The organism is Undibacterium sp. KW1 (assembly GCF_009937955.1).
In the GTDB taxonomy this organism is placed as follows: Bacteria; Pseudomonadota; Gammaproteobacteria; order Burkholderiales; family Burkholderiaceae_D; genus Undibacterium.
The window spans coordinates 25553-45314 of sequence record NZ_AP018439.1 but is presented as its reverse complement, the minus strand read 5'-3'; the positions used below and the strand labels follow the sequence as shown (position 1 = coordinate 45314).

Genomic DNA, 19762 nt, shown 5'->3' with positions numbered 1-19762 from the left:
GGCCCTACCTGCCCAGACTTATCTATGCGCAGTTGTCATGATACCCCACTGCATACCTGCGCAGAATGGCTTGTTGCTGAAGACAGAGAGGAAAACACCTGTCAATTTGCGGAGACCGCCGTTATTTGCAAAAACAGGCGCAATCGGTACAAAGGAATTATCATGTAGCACTTGAGACATGTTATTGACGGCAAGAAAGCCATAAACATGAATGTCTTCCTGCAATCTTATTGATTTGATCTCCATGAAACCTGTACTCCGTTGTGCCTTGATGCTTGCCAGTCTGTTACTGTTGAATGCCTGCAGCCCTAAATTTGACTGGCGCGATGCGCGCGGCAGCAATGCGCCTTTTTCCATCCTGATGCCGGGCAAACCCCTGAGTGACAGTAAGGACATGCAGCTCGAAGGCATCAAAGTGAAAATGGATATGCTGGCCGGTGAAGTCGGCGGCATCAGTTTTGCCGTTGGCAGTACCAAAGCGGAGGATGCCGGCAAGGCAGGCCTGATCATGGAAGCCATGAAAAAAGGCATGATCAACAACATTCAGGGAACTCCGGAAACCACCAAAAGCCTGAGTGCAGACATGCTTCAAGTGCACGGCAAACTGCGCAGTGGCCAGCCTGTCACGATGGTGGGGCGTTTTCTGGTACGTGGCCCCTGGGTATATCAAATTATCATGCTTGGTCAGCAAAAAGACATGAAACAGGATGTCATCGACACCTATATGACGTCTTTCAAATCCAACTGAAGCAACAATCTGAAACGACAAGCCGCTGATTTGGGATTATTATATAAGGACGCGCAGCCAGCCCAGTGCCGCTAGCGCAATGCAGGTGTTTGGCCGCATTATCTCCACATGTCCTAGAAAAAAAGGGAAACGCCCATGCTGATCACGTTTAAATCCAAAGCTGCTACAGAAATCACCATGTACAAAGAACATGCGCGTCGCATCCTGGATCTTTTGCACAAGGATGTAGAACGCGGCATCATTACACCTCCAGAGTTGCCTCAGGCAATAGAAAAGATAGAAGCTGCCGTTGCCGAAAGCAAGGCACATTCCATTTCTGAAGAAGTGAGCCGCGATGTGAATGCCCATCACAATGAAAATGGTGATGATAATGAGCATGAAGCTCCAGAACCCGTGAGCTTTGCCACCAGGGCCTTCCCTGTGCTTGAGATGCTGCACGCCGCCAACAAGATGCAGCGTGAAGTCATGTGGGGCGTATAAAGCCATGACTTCCCACGTAGAAAATACCAGGGAATTCGAACTCAGCAGCGCCGACGGCAAGGCGATTTTTGTGCGTGACTGGCCACTCGCGGAAGCGCTCATGGAGCAACCCCGGCAAGGGGTGGTCATCATGCACGGCCTGGGCGAACACTGTGGCCGCTATGCCCATGTCGCCAGGTTTTTCAATACCCTGGGTTTTGTCGTACGTACTTATGATCACCGTGGTCATGGCCAGTCTGATGGTGGCAGCGGTGACGTACCGGACTCCATGTGTCTGCTGCGTGATGCCCAGATGGTCATCAGCGACTTTAGCCAGTCTCTGGCTGGCCCGCCCATCCTGTTAGGACACAGCATGGGTGGCCTGTTCGCTGCCCGCTACGCACTGGAGCAACTGAGCCCCTTGCGTGCCCTGATTTTATCTTCCCCGCGCTGGCAATACGCATGTCCAGCCTGCAACATGGCTTGCTGAAAGTGGCTTCCAGCCTGATCCCCGGCGTTGGCTTGCCAAACGGCTTGCAAACCCGCTATTTATCCCATGATGGCGAAGTGGTACTCGCCTATCAAAATGATCCCCTGGTACATACACGCCTGAGTGCACGCCTGCTGACCAGCATGTTGCAGGCCATGGACTATTGCCATGCCCATGCTGCTGAATTAAGCATCCCCCTGCTGATGATGGTGGCAGAGGATGATCACCTGGTCGATCCTGCCGGCAGCAGGCGCTTTCTGGAAAAACTGGATGCATCCCGGTTCAAAGAGTATTTTTACGCCGGTTTCTATCACGAGATATTTAATGAGCTCGATGCCACCCAGGTATTCGACGACTTGCGCACCTGGCTGGAACTCCAGCAATTTACCCCTTTGGAACTGATACAAAAAGCCGCCTGAACGCAGTTTATCTGATGGTGAACAGGGAATTGGAAACCAGCCAGGCATGGTTTCGCCCCGAAGAAAACAGATTAAGGCAGCAAGGCTGTTACACTAGCGCCCTTTCGCCATGATCCGGCCTGCCAATTTTATGGGCAGAATGTGCTGGCGTGCGAATTTATGTTAAATTGCCACAAAGGCAATTTATAGCAGTATTGCGAATCCATCCAATAAAAATATGCAAGATCAACCAAGAAAAACTCTGGGCCGACCAGCCAAACCTGCCCGCAGCACAAATGCAGCGAGTGACAATGCGAATGACAGTACTGCGCGCGCAGGTAGTACATCGCGCGACAGCAATAAGCCCCAGGTCGAATTTGAGACGGTAGAAGTCAAGACAGATTCGCTGGCTTTCAGCCTGGTCGGTGCAGCACAGGCAGTGGCCTATGTGCTGGAAGGTACGGCGCTGCCACAGGCATTGACGAGGGTATTTACGCAAACCAACCCCTTGCCGCAAGCCCGTGGCGCAATACAGGATATTGCCTACCGTACCATGCGCCAGGTGGGCCGGGTTGATGCCTTGCTGAAAATCATGACCAACAAGACGCCGGAACCGGCCTTGTTGTATAGCCTGCTGTGCTGCGCCCTGACCTTGCTGGTGGGCAACGAAGGCGATGAAGAGAAAGCGTATGAAGAATTTGTGGTGGTGGATCAGGCAGTGAACGCCGCCACCTCCAGCCCGCACATGGTATTTGCCAAGGGCATGGTGAATGCCGTGCTGCGCCGCTACCTGCGTGAAAAAGATGAGTTACTGAAGCTGGTCATGAAGCAACCGGCAGCGGCCTGGAATTACCCGCAATGGTGGGTGGATCAGTGCAAGGCAGCCTACCCGCAAGACTGGCAAGCGATTTTAAGCTGTGGCAACCATGCCCCGCCTTTGACTTTGCGGGTCAACCAGCGTGCCAGTACGGTCGCTGCTTATCTGGAATTGCTGGCCAGCCAGCAAATTGGTGCCAGCCAGATAGGCCCGTTTGCCGTACGCCTTGACCGTCCCATGCCGGTATTGAACATTCCTGGCTTTGAAGCTGGCGTGGTGTCCGTGCAGGATGCCGCAGCGCAACTGGCTGCACCTTTGCTGGATGTGCACGCAGGTATGCGGGTGCTCGACGCCTGTGCGGCCCCCGGTGGCAAAACTGGTCACTTGCTGGAACTGGCCGATATTGAACTGACCGCCGTCGATACCGACCCGGCCCGTATCCAGCGCATCCATGAAAACCTGGCGCGCCTGAAACTGTTTGCGACCATCAAGGAAGGCGATGCCACCCGTAATAACTGGTGGGATAGCCAGCCGTATGACCGCATCCTGGCTGACGTGCCTTGTACGGCCTCTGGCGTGGTCAGGCGTCACCCGGACAGCCGCTGGCTGCGTCGCAAGACCGATGCTGCCCAGTTGGCGGCCCTGTCCGCCCGCATCCTTGACAATCTGTGGCGCATGCTGAAACCGGGCGGCAAGATGCTGATGGTCACCTGCTCAATCTGGCCACTGGAATCCGAAGCCCAGGCCGCCGCCTTTGCCACCCGCAACGGGGCTGAACGCCTGGATGCACCAGGCCAATTACTGCCCAGCATGGGCAATACGTCCGAAAGCAACAACGAACATGATGGTTTGTTCTATGCATTGTTTCAAAAACCACTGCAAAATTAACGAATGCCAACAAGTTCAAGCTATCATTAGCAGACTTTTGTTTCCGTATTGATTGCATGTTCAGACGTTTCGCTTCCCTGCTGCGCCAGTTTTCGCTGACTTTGATGTTGGCGCTGTTGGCAATGGCAGTGGTGCCTGCGGCCCAGGCTGCCGATGTGGAAGTCAAAACCGCCAGGATAGAAGCCAGTGACGAGGGTTACCGCCTGGCTGCCAGTTTCTCACTGGAACTCAGTGACAGCCTGCGCAAGGCTATCCGCGATGGTATCCCGGTATCGTTCACGACCGAGGTAGAGCTGACCCGTTCACGCTGGTACTGGGTGGATGAAAAGGTCGTGCGCAGCGAATACCTGGTCAGGATTGCCTATAATGAGTGGACGCAGCAATATACCGTCACCATTAATAATGGCTTGCAACAAAACTTCCCCTCTCTGGATACGGCACTGAACCTGGTGACACGCCCGAATCGCTGGCTGATCGCTGACAAATCCCTGCTCTCGGCTGGTGCCACCTACAATGTTGCCTTGCAATTGCGCATGGGCCTGAGCAAGATTCCCATGCATTTGCAGATACCCAGCTTCAACGACAGTCACTGGAGCCAGAAAACCGAGTGGAAGCGTTTTTCCTTCAAGGCTGAAGACAAGTGACAAGATTTTTGCGGTATGCACTGATTATCGGCGGCGCTCTGATGAGCATCCTGCTGTTTTTCCTGACCACAGTACAGGAAAATTCTGCGCGTTTTGAGCGTTACTATGAATGGCTGCTGGACGCCAATGCCGTGGTTGCCCTGGCCTTGCTGGTCCTGGTGCTGACCCTGGTACTGCGTTTGTTCCGCCGTTTCCGTGCCAAGGAGTTTGGTTCCAAGCTGATGACCAGGCTGGTGGTCTTGTTTGCCCTCGTTGGTATTTTGCCGGGCAGCGTGATTTACCTGGTGTCAGTACAGTTTGTCTCGCGCTCCATCGAATCCTGGTTTGACGTCAAGGTCGAGTCTGCACTCGATTCTGGCAAGAACATGGGGCTGACTGCGCTTGATTTCTTGCTGGCGGACTTGCAATCCAAGGCCAATGACATGGCGTCAGAATTGTCTGATCCGTCTGAGAGCTCAATGTCCATCCACCTGTCGCGCCTGCGTGAACGCATGCAGATACAGGAAGCGACAATCGTCAATAGCAAGGGCCGCCTGATCGCCTCTGCCAATGACAATGTCAGCAGCCTGCTGCCTGAATTGCCTACTCCTGAAATGATCAGGCAAGTCAAGCTGTCGCGTTATTACGCTGCCAGGGATGAAAAACTGATACAGCCAGCGGCAGATGATCCTGCTGCAAGCCCGGCAAGTTCTGCCAGCAGTGCAGAAACCCGTGGTGCTACCAGACCGGCACTGGCACCTGAACCTGCCCGCATCCTGCGCTCGCGCGTGGTAGTACCTTTGCGCATGACGACGGGCTGGATATCCCTGCAAAACGAAGCCCTGTACCTGCAACTGATACAGCCAGTACCAGCGAATCTGGCGATGCATGCCGAAGCCCTGAGCAATGCCTCCCGTGAATACCAGGTACGATCCATAGGCCGGGTGAACCTGAAAAAGATGTACATCATCACCCTGACGCTGACCTTGTTGCTGGCGATAGTTGCAGCAATCACCAGCGCGTTTTTGATTTCGGGTGAGCTGGCCAGACCGCTGTTGCTGCTGGCAGAGGGTACCAAGGCCGTGACCGAAGGTAATTTCTCGCCCCGCCCTATCGTCACCAGTACCGATGAGCTGGGTAGCCTGACCAAGTCTTTCAACACCATGACCAGGCAATTGTTTGACGCCCGTGCCACGGTGGAAAAAAACCGCAATGAACTGGAAAACGCCAAGGCCTATCTGGAATCTGTGCTGGCGAACATGTCCGCCGGTGTGATGGTACTGGACCAGAATGGCAATCTGGTGACTTGCAATGAATCGGTAGAACGTATCCTGCAGCGCAGGCTGGAAAGCGAAATCAATAAGCCATTGGCCGATATTGATGGCATGCAGGCCTTTGCCTTTGCGATTTCCAAGGCTTTTTCTGAACAGCATGCACAGTCAGCTGCCGGCGGCGAAAACGAACGCGAACAACACTGGCAACAGCAAATTGAAGTGCCGCGCCCGAATAAAGGCAAGAAGACTGCTGGCCCTGCCGTATCTGGAACTGCAGGAGCAGCGGGAGCCCCCGCAGAAGCGGTAGCGGCAGAAGAAGAACAAAGCATTACCCTGCTGGCCCGTGGTTCCCACCTGCCGGTGGCATCGGGCAGTGGTTATGTGGTGGTGTTCGATGACATCAGTAATATCATTTCTGCCCAGCGTTCCATCGCCTGGGGTGAAGTGGCGCGCCGCCTCGCACATGAAATCAAGAACCCGCTGACGCCGATACAGCTGTCAGCAGAGCGTCTGCAAATGAAATTACAGGACAAGCTCAGCGAAACCGATGTACTGATACTCAATAAGAGCACAACCACCATCGTCAATCAGGTGACGTCGATGAAGCGCATGGTCGATGACTTCCGTGACTATGCGCGTACGCCGCCCGCAGTGTTGATGCCCTTGAATCTGGCTGGCCTGATTGATGAAGTGCTGCACCTGTATATCGCTGGAGATGGCCGGGACGCCATCAAGCTGACCATGGCAGCAGATTTACCCAAGGTCATGGGCGACGCCACCCAGTTGCGCCAGGTAATTCACAATCTTTTACAAAACGCCCAGGACGCTGTTGCCGACAATATCACTCCCGGTTTTGTGGCACGTATTGATGTCATCACCGATGTAGTGCGCTACACTGGAACTGACCAGATAGCACACTCTGCGGTACGCCTGTCAATTATCGATAACGGCCCGGGATTTTCCAGCAAAATCCTGGCCAGGGCTTTTGAACCCTATGCCACTTCCAAACCACGCGGCACCGGTCTGGGGCTGGCAATGGTGAAGAAAATCATCGATGAGCACGGCGGCAGGATCGATATTCAAAATCGTAGCGATACAAACGGTGCAAAAGTAGCGATTTTGCTGTTAAAGTTAGCACCGGATTCAAATACGGCATAAGTTCGCCGTACTTGCGGTAATAGTTGTGCAGTATTTGTTGCGCAGTAGTTGTTCCGATATTCCCAAAAGAGGAATACGGCTAAAGAGCAGAAGGGGCACTTTGAAATTGTCATTCAACACAAGTACATCGTCTTCACCAGTCAGTCTGGGGCAGGCCATGTGCAGACTTGAACATCGAACGGTAAGAAGCACCCAAAAAAACATAGAGGCGGTAATAGGGTAGATTTATGGCAAATATATTGGTCGTAGATGATGAAATGGGTATCCGTGAATTGTTGTCTGAAATTCTCGGTGATGAAGGTCATGTGGTTCAACTTGCTGAAAATGCTCAGCAGGCGCGTCTTGCCCGGCAAGAAGCCAGGCCGGATCTGGTCTTGCTTGATATCTGGATGCCGGACACGGATGGCGTTACCCTGTTAAAAGAATGGCAGCGTGACGGCTTGCTGACGATGCCGGTGATCATGATGTCAGGGCATGCCACGATAGATACAGCGGTTGAAGCAACACGGATAGGTGCATTGAATTTCCTGGAAAAACCCATCGCACTGCAAAAACTGTTGAAAGCAGTACAGCAAGGCCTGACCCGCAGCACCGAGCCCGCAAAACCGGCTGCTCCAGCCTTGCGCGTGATCAGCAATGATAATCCTGCCAGTGCGGGCATGTCCGGCAGCTTTGGCAGTGCCGCGCCAGCCTATGAAGCCAGGCATTTTTCTGCTGCCCAGCCTGTTGCTGCTGCGCCAAATAATCAGTTCGCCAGCCTGTCGTTTGACTTGCCGCTACGCGAAGCCAGGGATGCGTTCGAGCGTATTTACTTCGAATACCACCTGAACCGCGAAGGCGGCAGCATGACCAGGGTGGCAGAAAAAACCGGCCTGGAACGCACACACCTGTATCGCAAACTCAAGCAACTTGGCGTTGAGTCCATGAAATATGCGAAACGTGGTGAATAATATTGCAGCACAGTACGATATGAGTAGTGCGTGAGTAGAATGTGAGTACTGCGTGAGTGCAAAGTGACGGCAGCAAAAGCGCAATTACATCTGATACACGGCGCAAGTTATACCGAAAGGGAGGCGGCAATTGCAGCCTCCCTTGCCCGTTTACCTGGTAACAGCGCAGACAACAGCGCTGCCACCGACAAAAATGTCGTCATCCTCGAAGGCTTGCCTGATGGGCAAGATATCTTGCAAGCCACTGAGCTGCTACACATCAGCCGCATTGCCCCCGGCTGCTTTTGTTGTATAGGCAACCTCAGCCTGCGCGTCACACTGAACCGCGCCCTCAGGCAAAAACCAGCTAATATATACCTAGGTATCGCCAGCGATGTCCACCTGGATAAACTTCTGCTCACACTTCAGGACCCCACCTATACTAACTTGCTTGAGATCAATGCTCACACCAGCTTGTGAACCAATGTTAAGTCGCTAAAGTCGAGACGTTGCCGTGCCGTAATACTTCATAGCAGCACAAAATAGCCCTATGAACTTTGCGTTACGGAAATAAGAGTAGTAGCTTCATCGACAGCAATTGCTTGAAATTCGCTGTAAGCAACATCATGTAAGCACCATGAACGGTTAACCAGAGGAAATATCCTCCCGCCAGAAAGGATGCATAAAATGAATCTCATCTACAACAGCGATCAATACAGCGTCATCGAATATGGCGCCGATACTGACCACGAAGCCCTGCGCTTTGGCGGTTATGAAATCACTGACAAGGCAGTACGCCGCGAATGGTTTATTGGTGGCCCGCTAGCCATCAATTTCCGCAAGGACGTGACTGACCTCATCGCCAGTGAACCCAGCATAGAAGAAATCGACGACTTCCTTGGCCAGTTTGATGGCTATATGGGTCAAAGCGTGTTGTTGCACTAATCTGCACCAATCTGTACTGACAGGTATCAGGCGTCACCAGCAAACGATGAAAACAACGCGATAATCAATAGCGGCGATGAACAGGGGCGATGGCTGTGGCCATCGTCCATACTGCTTTGCGCCGGTTAACCTGCTGACTGTAAAAATCCCACGCCATCAAGCACCGGCCAGTATCAATATGCGGCCATCTATACAGAACATCATCTGGTTTTGATATCCTGAAAAGGGTGCAGTGATATCTTCAGCGTATCATTGCCATACTTTTATCCGGCATTACCCTCAATCAGGTTCAAGACTATGAGTACTCAACTGCACGACTTTATCCGCGGCCTGCCCAAGGCAGAATTACATTTGCATATAGAAGGTTCACTGGAACCTGAGCTGATGTTTGCCCTGGCACAAAAAAACGGCGTGCAATTACCCTACACCAGCGTAGAAGAAGTACGCGCAGCCTACGACTTTGCAGACTTGCAGTCTTTTCTCGATCTGTATTATGCCGGTGCTGCCGTGCTGCAAACCGAACAGGATTTTTTTGACCTGACGCATGCCTATATAGAGCGCGCCCTGGCTGACAATGTGCGCCATGTGGAACTGTTCTTTGACCCGCAAACCCATACTGCACGCGGCATACCTATTACTACTGTGTTCTCCGGCATCGCCCGCGCCTTGCGCGAAGCACGCGCCAGACACGGGTTTTCTGGTGCCATGATCTTGTGCTTCCTGCGTCACCTCAGTGAAGAAGATGCCATTGCCACGCTGGAAGCAGCCCTGCCCCTGCGCGATGAATACGCTGATCTGTGGACAGGTGTGGGCCTGGATTCTGCCGAAGTCGGCAACCCGCCAGAAAAATTTGCCCACGTGTTCACGATCGCACAAGCCATGGGGTTTCGCCTGGTCGCACATGCCGGCGAAGAAGGTCCGCCAGCCTATATCCATAGCGCCCTGGATGTCTTGCAGGTGGAACGCATAGATCACGGTGTACGTGCAGAAGAAGATCCCGCCCTCATGGCCAGGTTGCAGCAAAGCCGTATGCCGCTGACAGTATGCCCGCTGTCGAATCTGAAGCTGTGCGTGGTCAAGGACATGCGCGAACACAACCTGGCGCGCATGCTGCGTGCCGGTTTGTGCGTGACCATCAACTCAGATGATCCGGCGTATTTTGGTGGATACATGAATGCGAATTACATCGCCACCGCCGATGCGCTCGAACTGGGCAAGGAAGAATTGGTACAGCTGGCGCGCAATGCCTTTGAAGCCTCGTTTGTCACACCTGAACAAAAGCAGGTCTGGCTCGATGAGCTGGATGCTTATGCTGCAGCTCATTGATCTGAATTACGCGCTCAAATCACGCTCTTAAATCACATTCTTTTCCAGCAGCGGCCTGCCATCAAGTATGCGCTGAGCAGACAAAGGTGATAAATCCAGGCTGCTGTAAGCGCCATCTATCAATAGCTCTGCAATACCGCGCCCGGTAGCGGGTGCGTGTTGCATGCCATGGCCACTAAAGCCATTCGCCAGTATCAGGTTCACCAATTGCGGATGCGCACCGATGACGGCATTCTGGTCAAACACATGGTATTCATAATAACCAGCCCAGGCTCTCTGCATGCGCAGGGCTTCAAAAGCGGGAACGCGATTCGCCATGATTTGCCAGACTGCATCGAACTGTTCATAGTCAGCTTCCAGCGGTGCATCATCGGGATCATCTTCCGGTGGCAAGCCACATATCCAGTGCTGGCCTTCTATAAACGGATGGGTCAATGATGAGCGGGCAAGACGGCGTCTGCGCAGGGCTGGATACCACGAACACCGTACGCTTGCGGCCAACCACAGGCAAATCAAAACCGGTACCTGCCAGTAAAGGGCGCGCCCAGGCACCGGCGGCATTGACGGCAACATCACATTGAATGACTGCACCATCCTGCAAACGTACGCCAGTTACTCTACCTTCTCATGTTCAAAACCTTGCGCATCCGCCTGCAGATAACTGACACCCAGCGGCTTGCGCGAAATGCCATCAGCAAGGCATAGCCGTCAAACCAGCCTTCACCACTGAGACCCAACGAACCTAAAGCCAGGTCATCGACGTTCAGCCACGGGAATTTCTGCTGCAGTCCATGTTGATCAAGCAGGGCGACATCAACATTTTCATGCTTTTGTATCTCATGATTTTCATGCAAAGTGGCAGCACAGCATCGCTGGCAAGATACAGATAACCATGTTCGCTGAGGCCAAGTTCCGGCAACTCGCCATCAACGCGAGGTGCTGATGCAGGTCGCGCAGGAAGGTGATGCGAATTTCTGTATATTCAGCGGCGTGAATTTGGCGTATGGAACTTAGGGCAGATGAAGCGTGGGTATAAGTAGGGTCGCGTTCCAGCACAGTGATCCTGCCTGGAAGAGGGGATGCACGGCTAAAAAGTACGCCACCGCACTGCCGATGACGCCACCACCAACGATCACTATATGTCTGTTATCCATTGTCATCCTTATGCCCTCTAGAATCTCAATCCAAACCTGCGCCGGTAATCCTTGGCGCGTTTTACTGAAGCTCGATCTTCATACAACGTGCTCGTTATATCTTCAGGCGCTGTTTCAGCAGGCCTTGGCGCCTCAATTGTTGCACATAGTGGATGGGACTGAGTTTCATCGATTCCTGGAAACGCCTGAGCAAAGTACGCTGGCTGACATTACAATAACTGGCAAGGTCAGCCATCCCATTGTTGATCCAGGCGCTTGTTCAGCCAGCGCCTCGCGCGCTCTATGTGCCCTCCTGCATGATAGCCTTGCGACATAGGGTGCCTGACTATTTCTATTCGCATCAACGACCAGTATCTTGGCCGTCATCTGCCGCAATTCTTCCCGGCAAAATGGCCGACCAGCCATAGCGACAAATCAATATACGAAGTCACCGCCAAAGATACCAGTTTGCCATCCACCACGATGAGCTCTTCTGCCTCCAATAAAACCTGCGGGAAATTTTTGCGAAAATATGCGCTTAGCCACCAGCTCGTCGTGGCACGGCGCCATCAAGCTTGCCGGTACGCGCCAGCAGGCTGGTGCTGGAACAACTGGAAATCAGCAGGCTTTCTTGCTGCAAGTAAGTTTCCATCAATGACTGCTCAGGTGCCAGCGCATCAAGCAAGCCATCAAGCTGGCTGCTGTCCCTGTGATCCACTCCTGGCACCATGAGGGCATCAAGCTTCTGCGTCTGTATTTGCTGATAGATGTCACGCGCCTGGAAATGCAGGCCATCTACCTCTTGCAAAATGTCACCGCGGGCGCTGACCCAGAAAGCCTCGAATTGCACAGGCTCTTGCTACCCGCAGGGCGTATGCCCGCCAGGGTATTGGCAATGGTAAATACATCCAGCGGCATGACTGCTCCGCTGCGCAGGCAACCGGATAGACAGTACGCCTATGCGTATGATTCCTTCATTTGTTGTCTTCATTGTCATTTGGCTGCCCTGTCCAATAAACACCTTTTTTTGTCGATTCAGCCAATGGTAGTACTTTTCTGCAGACAGCACAATGCAGTCTCTTACAAACAGACAAGGAGTACGACATGCCCTACGTGCAAATCAACACGATAAAAGGAATGCTGAACACGGAGCAGAAACAGCGCCTGCTGGAAAAAATTGCCGATGCCCTGGTAGAAATTGAAGGTGGTGGCAACCCGGAGTTCAAGAAGTCAGTCTGGATCAATATCCAGGAAAGCGAAGCCGAGGGCTGGTCCATGAGTGGCTTGCGCCCCTCAAGTCAACAAATCGCACAATTTACGGCTGCCAGGGATGCACGGCAACAAGCAAAACGCAGAAGGGGCAGCATGATGAACTATCCCGCACTGTCGAGCTTTGTACTGGCCCTGCTGGCACTGTTCCTGAAAGCCAGCCTGTTGAGCGGCGTACAGGTCATCAGCCGCATACGCAGTCGCCGCTATCTCTTGCCAGAGGATGCAGGTATGTTTGGCCTGCGCTCTGTAGAAGCAGAGGCCGACCTGGTACAACGCTGCGCCCGCGTCTGGCGCAATGATGTAGAAAACCTGCCGCTCTTCCTGGCCCTGGCGCTGACTTATACCTTGCTCGGTGGCCCGCAAGCAAGCGCCAGCTGGCTGTTTGGCAGTTATGTCCTGATACGCTGTCTGCACACTATCGTCTATCTGCGTGGCCTGCAACCCTGGCGGGCAATGCTGTATCTGTCTGGCATGGCGGTGTGCTGGATGATCGCTATCGGGATACTCCAGCAAATGCATCTGTAAAGCAGTATGCTGTTATCTTTGATTAGCTGACTCAGTTTATCTCAGTTTATCTCAGTTTATTTTTGGGGGAGCAAATGGCTTTCATCGGTCCGGATGTCAAACTCGACATGCCAGCATATATCCATGATACGGCGCAACTGTATGGCAAGATCAGTGTGGGGCAAAATGCCTCGATCTGGATGAATGTGGTTGCCAGGTCTGAGCATAAAGAGATCATCATAGGCCCGTACACCAATATCCAGGATTTTTGTCATGCTGCATATCGGTGACCAGACTCCGACCATCTACCAGCCATTGCCCATTACCCATGCACCATCCAGCTGCACCATCGGTGATAACTGCCTGATAGGTATCAATTCCACCATCATGGATGGCTGCGTGATCGGCAATAACTGCATTATTGCGGGGCATACTTTCCTCAAGGAAGGTACTGTCATCCCTGACAATTCCATCGTCATGGGCACACCAGGCAAGGTCATACGCACACAAAACAATTATGTGCGCAACCGACTGAATGCCTATATGTATTACAAGAATGGCCTGGCGTATGCGCGCGGTGAATACAGGGAATGGGCCAGGGAAGAATTTCCCGCAGAAATAATGGCAGAAATTGCCATACTGAATGCCCAGCTTACCGCTGGGGAATAACAATTTAAGTTAAAAGCGGGCAACTAATTCACGATAGCTGGCGCTTGGGATTGACATGATCACGGCAAATATACACACTGAAAGCTCTGGCGCTTCATGAGTATCAAGATGCGCTCTCAGTTTGAATCGAAAGGGCAGCCGTGGCGAATACCCTGAGCAAATTCTTTAACCGCCTGTTCGGTGCAGAACAAGCCGCGCCTGTCAGCAGCCAATCCACGCCAGCGCCTGAGGTTGTCGCTGCACCAAAGACACCTGAAGCAGTAGTGACGGCAAAACCCGAACCAGAGATTGCAACACCTCAGCCTGAGCCAGTTCCCGTAGTAGAATCCCCGGCAAGCAGTACAACCACGACAGAAAAACTCGTCGCCTGGAAACCCGCTCTGCCCGTAGACAGCCTGTTTTTTGACTGGGTCATGGGCTACCCTGGCGAAGGCGGCAGTTTTGAAACTGAACAGACTGTCATGCAAGCACTGTACAAATTGCTGGCATCTGACCTGAACGATGCCGTCATTGTGCCACGCGTACCTAGCGTCATCCCGCAATTGCTGAACAGCCTGCGCAGCAAGACCGTCTCTGCCGGTGAATTGTCACGCCAGATCGTCAAGGACGTGGTGCTGGTGGGTGAAGTCATCAATACCGTCAACAGCGCCCTGTACAACCCGGCTGACCGTATCAACAGTCTGGAAAAAGCCGTCATGGTCCTGGGTGAAGAAGGCTTGCGCCTGGTCATCGCCAAGGTCGCTTTCCGCCCCATCATCAACCTCAATGCCGGCCAATTCACCCGCCGTGCAGCACCCCATATCTGGGGTCAGTCAGAGAAATGTGCGGTCGCCTGCCATACCCTGGCGCGAGATATGGACCCTTTCCATGCGTTTTTGACGGGCTTGATGAAAAATGTCGGTCTCATCATCGCCTTCCGCCTGCTGGACCAGACTTGCGAGCAGGGGAAATTCAAATACTCCCCGGCCTTCCAGCCTATCTTTTCGTCCGTCGCAGCGACCCTGTCTTACCGTATTGCCCAGCGCTGGGAATTTCCTGAGCATGTGATACTGGCACTGCAGCAACAGGCCGGGGGCCGCAAAGCCATAGAATGGAGTCCCTTGGGCCACTTGCTGCACACCGCCGACCTGATCGCCAAAATGCGCCTGCTGGTCAACCATGGACAATTGAACAGTAGCGATAAAAAACTCAGGATAGGCCTGACTCCGGCGGAAGTCAGTTGCTTCGATCACTTGAATGAAATCCAGTTATATGACACAACTGGGGTACAACAGCATCCTGAAGCACAAACTTGAGCGCTTAGTGTGGGACAATAGTGGTTACGGCAAATCTTGCCCGACTCACTAACACTAAAGAAAACTCATCATGCATATCCCCGGAATTGGGCCAGTAGAAAAAGATGAAGAAAATGGCTGGTACATCAGCCAGCCTGTACTCATCCCCGCCCTGCAAGAACAAGAATATGAATTCCTGCTCGAAGGCTATGATGAAGCCGATGACACCAGCAAGGCAGATTTTCACACTGCCATTGCCAACTTCATCAAGCTTGATCCAGCCGCACTGCTCAAAGCCGAAGCAGATATCTTTGCCTATTATCAGGACACAGCCAACTACGCAAGTCTGAAAAACTCGACGTCGTGCAGATAGCACAACCATCTGATGTCTGGCAACACATACAGTATGGCTATGAAGCCCTGGTCAGCCAGCGTCCGAATGGCGACAAGACGGTGTATGTGTCAGTGGAATGCGATTGCGACTGGGATGTGGAGAATGGCTTGCAACTGGTTTTCCGCAATGGCAAAGAAATCAGCAAGCTCGGCCCTTTTGATGATTACCTCAGCAATGCCGATGCCTTTGGTGAAGCCAGCCTTGATAAGTGGTGTATCAAAGCCGGGGCTGATGACAGCATTAGAGATCAAGCCCCAAAATGGAGATCAAACCATAGACTGGGCTGATTTTGCCGGGGCGATGAATTAGCGCGCCTGATATGGGATGGTTTGTCAGAAGCAGATGGCACATGGCATTACATGAATTTCACGTCTGACATGTCCATCTGGAATCAAGACATGATGGCAGTGCCATCACCATGTACTACCAGGATGGACGCCTGCGAGAATTGCGGTAACGCCCGGCCTGGCTACGATTATCTCCTGCCTTACATGCTGCGCTACAAGCTCATTGTCCTTGCCTAGCGCTCTATCATTTTCCTGCTGCGTATCTTTCTTCAATTGTATGATCCCGTAAATCAGCGCCTCTGCGTAGGCGGACAGCCTGGGATATACACATCCAGGCACGATACGGTCACAACCACGTACGATGAATATGAGTAGTGATAATAGCCGCCACCATTCGCGCATGACCCCATGGAAATGACATAGCGCGGCTCTGCCATCTGGTCATAGATACGGCGTAGGGCCGGTGCCATCTTGTTGGTCAATGTACCTGCCACGATCATCAGGTCAGCCTGCCTGGGGCTGGCACGCGGTATCATGCCAAAGCGCTCCATGTCATAACGTGATGCAGCTGCCTGTATCATTTCCACAGCGCAGCAGGCCAGGCCAAAAGTCAGGTACCACAGACTATTGGTTTGTATCAATTTACTGACGTCGTCCAGACGCGTCAGCAGAAATTATTTCTCTAATGACTTCCAGTTCATCATACTCCCGGTATTAGCGACAGGGCAGTCTAGCCATGACAATTGATTCATACTTGTACCAGTGCGACGGATTTGTACCGACACGTCATGGCCTGTAAAAAATCAAGCCAACATCAGGCCAACTTCGGATAGGTGAACAAGATGAAGTGACAGATTAAAAGCAGCGTGAGTATCACCCACTCCAGCCTGCGGGTCTGGTGGTAGATGAGGCATAGCCCAGCCCTGCCACTGTCGCCAGGGCAGCATACTGCGTGCCGCCGCCAAGGTGTGCCAGGCCGCCAAACAAGATTGCTGACACGGCTATCGCCAGATAGCCATAGGCTGGCTTATTGCCCAGGCGATAAATGGCTTCCTGCATCAGCCCACGGAAAAAAGCTTCTTCTGCGACGCAAGTCAAAAACAGATTCACGGCAAGAAAGAGGAAAGTCGCTTCCGGCAATTTAGGGGAAAGCGGAAAAATTGTGTCGCCAGCCCCAGCACGATCAAGACAGCAATAGTCAGCAGAGCTGGCAAGGCAATGCGCTTGCCATCGGCCAGGAATTGCTTCCAGTTGCTGACACGCGAACAAAACAGGCTAAGCATCAGATAACCCGCCATGCCCTTATCAAAATTGGCATACAGGGTAAAAGGGATGGCGTCATCACTGAACCTGACTTTGTCCAGCAACAGGATATTGTGGAAACCGGGCACTTTGTGCATCGCCAGTAGCAGCGCCACCAGCAGTGCCAGCACACCGGCGACTATGCGCAAGGCAAGTGGAAAAGTATTCCTGACGCTCGCCCACAGCAAGACTGCCAGTACCAGCAATACCGCCGCTGCCACGGGTGAGATCAGACCGCTGATCAAAGCCAGTAGTCCTGCGAGCACAGCAAGCAGGTGACCGGGTACCAGATTTTTGACAGGCCCGGCCAAAACTATTGCAGGTAACCAGGCTGCCGCGATGGCCGCATACAAGAATAGATAGGGAAGTATCTGGAGGAGTGGCAACTCAGGCACTGTAGTCATGGGAATAATCCTGTCAGGCAGTTGTTCAGGTCATACAAGACCGCCAAGGATAAATAACTTTATAAAAATGTCAATATTTATCCCTGGCCTTGTATCTAGAACTCATCTCGCCAGACAACGACACCACGACACTTTAACGCACGCTGAAACTTTTCCCACAAGCTATCGCCACCCTGTTCCAGGCATTCATGAGGCCAATGACAAATGCCAGATCCACCAGTTCTTTTTCCGTGAAATGCTTGGGCAATTCATGTTGCAGCGCTTCATCGACATGCTTGCCTGCGATATTGGTCAAGGCTTCACTCCAGGCCAATGCAGCCCTTTCTTTTTCACTGAAACAAGGAGCTTCGCGCCAGCATACGAGACTGTTGAGACGCTGGAAATTGTCGCCATGTTCGAGCAGATCATGCGCATGTTTATCGACACAAAAGGCACAGCCATTGATTTGCGATACCCGCAAGAACACCAGGTCGATAAGGGATTTGCCAAGACTGCTGGCATCCAGCACCGTGTTGACGCCAGCAAGGGCTTGATAAGCAGCAGGTGCCAGGCCAGGGAAATTGAGTTTGAGTGTCATGATAATTCTCCAGTTTTCTGAATGAGTCAGCGAAATTGCTTTCTTCATCTATAAGACGCTGGAGAAAATCGGTTTGTGACAGACTGCTTGAATAATTTCTTAAACAGTTGTCGCTGGCAAAGTCATGCCCTGATAAGCCTGCAATTTATCCGGATTACGTATCGTGTACAGATCAAGGATTTTTTCACCATCGCTGACGATGGAGATAGTCGCATCGAGTTTGCCATCGATAAAGCGCAGCAAGCCAGGTTCGCCATTGATACTGACTTCGACAAACTGCATACGCTGTGGGTAAGTTCTGGCGACGACATGGTAGAGGCGCGCAATGCGGGCTGCGCCATGCAGGATGCGGTTGACGGAGGCGACCTTGCCGCCGCCATCCCCTATCATTTGCGCATCGTCGGCAAACAAGGCACTGAGCTCTTTTAAATTACCGCTTTGTGCGGCCAGACTAAAGCGTTGCAGCAATTGCCTGTGATGATCGCGGCTGACCGCAAAGCGCGGTTTTTCTTGCAGCACCCTTTCTTTGGCACGGTGCACCAGCTGGCGGCAGGCGGCTGCCGTCTTGTTGAGCATGCCTGCCACTTCCGGGTAATCGACGTCGAATACCTGATGCAAAAGAAAAGCCGCGCGCTCTTCTGCCGATAGTCGTTCCAGCATCGTCAAAAATGCCAGCGAGACATCGCTGCTGAATTCTGCCATCAGCTCTGGCGTCTGCTCATCGACTTCTATCATGGGCTCTGGCAACCACGGGCCAGTATAGTTTTCGCGCTCGCGCTTGAGGACACGCAATCTGTCCACGCAAAGGCGACTGATGACAGTCACCAGCCAGGCCTGGGGCTCGCGGATTTGCAATAACTCTTCATCGCTGAGCGCATGCCAGCGCAGATAGGTGTTTTGCACCAGGTCTTCAGCCTCGGCACGCGAAGCCAGCATGCGATAGGCAATGCCAAACAATCGGGATCTGTGGTCAGTAAAGCTTTGCAGGCGGTTTATCATGACATATCTCATCTTGAAAAACTATAAGACGACACAGGCCCCTTGTTTGTGACAGCCTTGATCGTCAATTCACGGAGTATTTGCCACTTGCCTAAGGCCTAAAGTGTTGGATTCCTTGTCAATAGCAACACCATTGAATGCCTCGTCCACCTTGACAGCCCACGTTATGAACCAAACACCTCTCGTCCTGTTTATGTAATGAGTTTCAGTTTTCTTGATGAGCACTTAATCACAATGATGCAGATCATGCGCCGTTTATGACATCACGACAAGTATACTATTGGCGCTTCTTCCTTGCTGTTCGGGGATACCCTGGTACATAGGTATAGCTGCCTGGCGCCTGTTTTCTTTTTGTTTTCTTTTGCTTTCGTATGCCTCGCACCACTCTGGCGCCGCCAGGAGCAGAATTGGTTCCGGTACCCAAATCCGAAGGCAGTAGTACCTGCGTTTGACTGGCTATAAAATTTCGTATTAGTTCGTTACTGGTATAACAATTCAGATAATAATCCTGTGTTTCGTGCGAAATACCAGGACATAATCGATCCAGTATGGCACGGTTTTTTCGCAAACCGAATTTAAGAGGCGTTCTATCGCTCAGATCCGTTTTGGAAACCAGCATAGGATAGGCGTTAACATTGATTCCATATGGTATCTGCTTACTTAACTCATATAACTCGCTGTCAAGTCTCGAATTGTTTTTCTGTACTTCAACTTTATAATAAACACAGAGCCAGTAGTCGTGATTTTTGTAGGCACGGGAAGCCAACTCTCCAGCTCTCACTGCGTTTTTGACCTTGCTTTCTATGCTGCTGTGTTTCTGGTTTGCCGAATTACCGTTCCCGGTTGCTGTCAGCAAGGTCTGATTTCTGTCGCTTGCGTCGCCACCCAACTC

General features: G+C 52.3%; 25 protein-coding genes and 2 pseudogenes. 17 read left to right on the top strand and 10 right to left on the bottom strand.

Annotated features, from left to right (window positions below; all coding sequences use genetic code 11):
* Positions 1-18: 18 nt before the first annotated feature.
* A complete protein-coding gene (locus tag UNDKW_RS00235; RefSeq protein ID WP_162057095.1) occupies positions 19-246 on the bottom strand; it encodes a hypothetical protein in 228 nt (75 codons plus the stop codon).
* On the opposite strand from UNDKW_RS00235, the gene UNDKW_RS00230 reads away from it, so the two are divergent.
* The 10 genes and pseudogenes from UNDKW_RS00230 (at position 245) to UNDKW_RS00185 (ending at position 10055) form a co-directional block, all read left to right on the top strand.
* Complete coding sequence (locus UNDKW_RS00230; protein WP_162057094.1) at positions 245-748, top strand: hypothetical protein; 504 nt, start codon at positions 245-247, stop codon at positions 746-748. The two genes, UNDKW_RS00235 and UNDKW_RS00230, sit on opposite strands and share 2 nt — an antisense overlap.
* A 135-nt stretch (positions 749-883) precedes the next feature.
* Complete coding sequence (locus tag UNDKW_RS00225; RefSeq protein WP_162039206.1) at positions 884-1228, top strand: DUF1840 domain-containing protein; 345 nt, start codon at positions 884-886, stop codon at positions 1226-1228.
* A 4-nt stretch (positions 1229-1232) separates the two neighbouring features.
* A pseudogene (locus UNDKW_RS31015) lies at positions 1233-2116 on the top strand (lysophospholipase).
* A 217-nt stretch (positions 2117-2333) separates the two neighbouring features.
* Positions 2334-3800, top strand: coding sequence for a 16S rRNA (cytosine(967)-C(5))-methyltransferase RsmB (gene rsmB, locus UNDKW_RS00215; RefSeq protein ID WP_162057093.1), 1467 nt, complete (start codon positions 2334-2336; stop codon positions 3798-3800).
* 56 nt (positions 3801-3856) lie between these two features.
* Complete coding sequence (locus UNDKW_RS00210) at positions 3857-4444, top strand: DUF4390 domain-containing protein (RefSeq protein ID WP_162057092.1); 588 nt, start codon at positions 3857-3859, stop codon at positions 4442-4444.
* A complete protein-coding gene (locus tag UNDKW_RS00205) occupies positions 4441-6855 on the top strand; it encodes an ATP-binding protein (protein WP_162057091.1) in 2415 nt (804 codons plus the stop codon). Before UNDKW_RS00210 ends, UNDKW_RS00205 begins: the two co-directional genes overlap by 4 nt.
* Before the next feature lie 227 nt (positions 6856-7082).
* Positions 7083-7805 (top strand): response regulator, encoded by a 723-nt coding sequence (locus tag UNDKW_RS00200; RefSeq protein WP_162057090.1) that lies wholly within the window; start codon positions 7083-7085, stop codon positions 7803-7805.
* A 63-nt stretch (positions 7806-7868) separates the two neighbouring features.
* Positions 7869-8264, top strand: coding sequence for a GTPase (locus UNDKW_RS00195; protein ID WP_162057089.1), 396 nt, complete (start codon positions 7869-7871; stop codon positions 8262-8264).
* Positions 8265-8471: 207 nt separating this feature from the next.
* Positions 8472-8729 (top strand): DUF3567 domain-containing protein, encoded by a 258-nt coding sequence (locus UNDKW_RS00190; RefSeq protein ID WP_162039201.1) that lies wholly within the window; start codon positions 8472-8474, stop codon positions 8727-8729.
* A 297-nt stretch (positions 8730-9026) separates the two neighbouring features.
* Complete coding sequence (locus UNDKW_RS00185; protein ID WP_162057088.1) at positions 9027-10055, top strand: adenosine deaminase; 1029 nt, start codon at positions 9027-9029, stop codon at positions 10053-10055.
* A 27-nt stretch (positions 10056-10082) separates the two neighbouring features.
* Here UNDKW_RS00185 and UNDKW_RS30215 read toward each other — a convergent pair.
* The 3 genes and pseudogenes from UNDKW_RS30215 to UNDKW_RS00175 form a co-directional block, all read right to left on the bottom strand.
* Positions 10083-10656, bottom strand: a pseudogene (locus tag UNDKW_RS30215) (NAD(P)/FAD-dependent oxidoreductase).
* A gap of 16 nt (positions 10657-10672) precedes the next feature.
* Positions 10673-10909 (bottom strand): hypothetical protein, encoded by a 237-nt coding sequence (locus UNDKW_RS30210; RefSeq protein WP_232063177.1) that lies wholly within the window; start codon positions 10907-10909, stop codon positions 10673-10675.
* A gap of 817 nt (positions 10910-11726) precedes the next feature.
* Complete coding sequence (locus tag UNDKW_RS00175; RefSeq protein ID WP_162057087.1) at positions 11727-12038, bottom strand: hypothetical protein; 312 nt, start codon at positions 12036-12038, stop codon at positions 11727-11729.
* A gap of 254 nt (positions 12039-12292) precedes the next feature.
* Here UNDKW_RS00175 and UNDKW_RS00170 point away from each other — a divergent pair, with 254 nt between their 5' ends.
* From UNDKW_RS00170 to UNDKW_RS30045, 7 genes are all read left to right on the top strand, one after another.
* Positions 12293-12985 (top strand): MAPEG family protein, encoded by a 693-nt coding sequence (locus UNDKW_RS00170; RefSeq protein ID WP_162057086.1) that lies wholly within the window; start codon positions 12293-12295, stop codon positions 12983-12985.
* Positions 12986-13059: 74 nt separating this feature from the next.
* Positions 13060-13254: a hypothetical protein gene (locus tag UNDKW_RS30205; RefSeq protein WP_232063176.1), complete on the top strand. Its 195-nt coding sequence runs from the start codon at positions 13060-13062 to the stop codon at positions 13252-13254.
* Positions 13238-13633, top strand: coding sequence for a gamma carbonic anhydrase family protein (locus UNDKW_RS00165; RefSeq protein WP_232063175.1), 396 nt, complete (start codon positions 13238-13240; stop codon positions 13631-13633). The genes UNDKW_RS30205 and UNDKW_RS00165 overlap by 17 nt, the downstream gene beginning before the upstream one ends.
* Positions 13634-13773: 140 nt before the next feature.
* Positions 13774-14928, top strand: coding sequence for an HDOD domain-containing protein (locus UNDKW_RS00160; protein ID WP_162057085.1), 1155 nt, complete (start codon positions 13774-13776; stop codon positions 14926-14928).
* 70 nt (positions 14929-14998) lie between these two features.
* Entirely contained in the window at positions 14999-15280 is a 282-nt protein-coding gene (locus tag UNDKW_RS00155; protein WP_162057084.1) for a hypothetical protein, read from the top strand.
* On the top strand, positions 15271-15588 hold the full coding sequence (locus tag UNDKW_RS00150; RefSeq protein ID WP_162057083.1) for a hypothetical protein: 318 nt from the start codon (positions 15271-15273) through the stop codon (positions 15586-15588). Before UNDKW_RS00155 ends, UNDKW_RS00150 begins: the two co-directional genes overlap by 10 nt.
* Before the next feature lie 72 nt (positions 15589-15660).
* On the top strand, positions 15661-15825 hold the full coding sequence (locus tag UNDKW_RS30045) for a hypothetical protein (protein WP_232063174.1): 165 nt from the start codon (positions 15661-15663) through the stop codon (positions 15823-15825).
* A 53-nt stretch (positions 15826-15878) separates the two neighbouring features.
* On the opposite strand, the gene nuoB is transcribed toward UNDKW_RS30045, so the two are convergent.
* The 6 genes from nuoB to UNDKW_RS00120 all read right to left on the bottom strand — a co-directional run bounded on the left by nuoB (position 15879) and on the right by UNDKW_RS00120 (position 19726).
* A complete protein-coding gene (gene nuoB, locus UNDKW_RS30040) occupies positions 15879-16229 on the bottom strand; it encodes an NADH-quinone oxidoreductase subunit NuoB (RefSeq protein WP_197893059.1) in 351 nt (116 codons plus the stop codon).
* A 232-nt stretch (positions 16230-16461) separates the two neighbouring features.
* Positions 16462-16698, bottom strand: a complete 237-nt coding sequence (locus UNDKW_RS00140) for a CPBP family intramembrane glutamic endopeptidase (RefSeq protein ID WP_162057082.1) — start codon at positions 16696-16698, stop codon at positions 16462-16464.
* The gene (locus UNDKW_RS00135) at positions 16695-17294 is read right to left on the bottom strand and encodes a hypothetical protein (RefSeq protein WP_162057081.1); all 600 of its coding nucleotides are present in this window, start codon (positions 17292-17294) and stop codon (positions 16695-16697) included. Before UNDKW_RS00135 ends, UNDKW_RS00140 begins: the two co-directional genes overlap by 4 nt.
* Before the next feature lie 133 nt (positions 17295-17427).
* Positions 17428-17871 (bottom strand): carboxymuconolactone decarboxylase family protein, encoded by a 444-nt coding sequence (locus UNDKW_RS00130; protein WP_162057080.1) that lies wholly within the window; start codon positions 17869-17871, stop codon positions 17428-17430.
* Between the two features lie 99 nt (positions 17872-17970).
* Entirely contained in the window at positions 17971-18870 is a 900-nt protein-coding gene (gene sigJ, locus UNDKW_RS00125; protein ID WP_162057079.1) for an RNA polymerase sigma factor SigJ, read from the bottom strand.
* 277 nt (positions 18871-19147) lie between these two features.
* Positions 19148-19726 carry a hypothetical protein gene (locus tag UNDKW_RS00120; RefSeq protein WP_162057078.1) on the bottom strand — a complete coding sequence of 193 codons (579 nt, stop codon included), beginning with the start codon at positions 19724-19726 and terminating at the stop codon, positions 19148-19150.
* Positions 19727-19762: the final 36 nt, after the last annotated feature.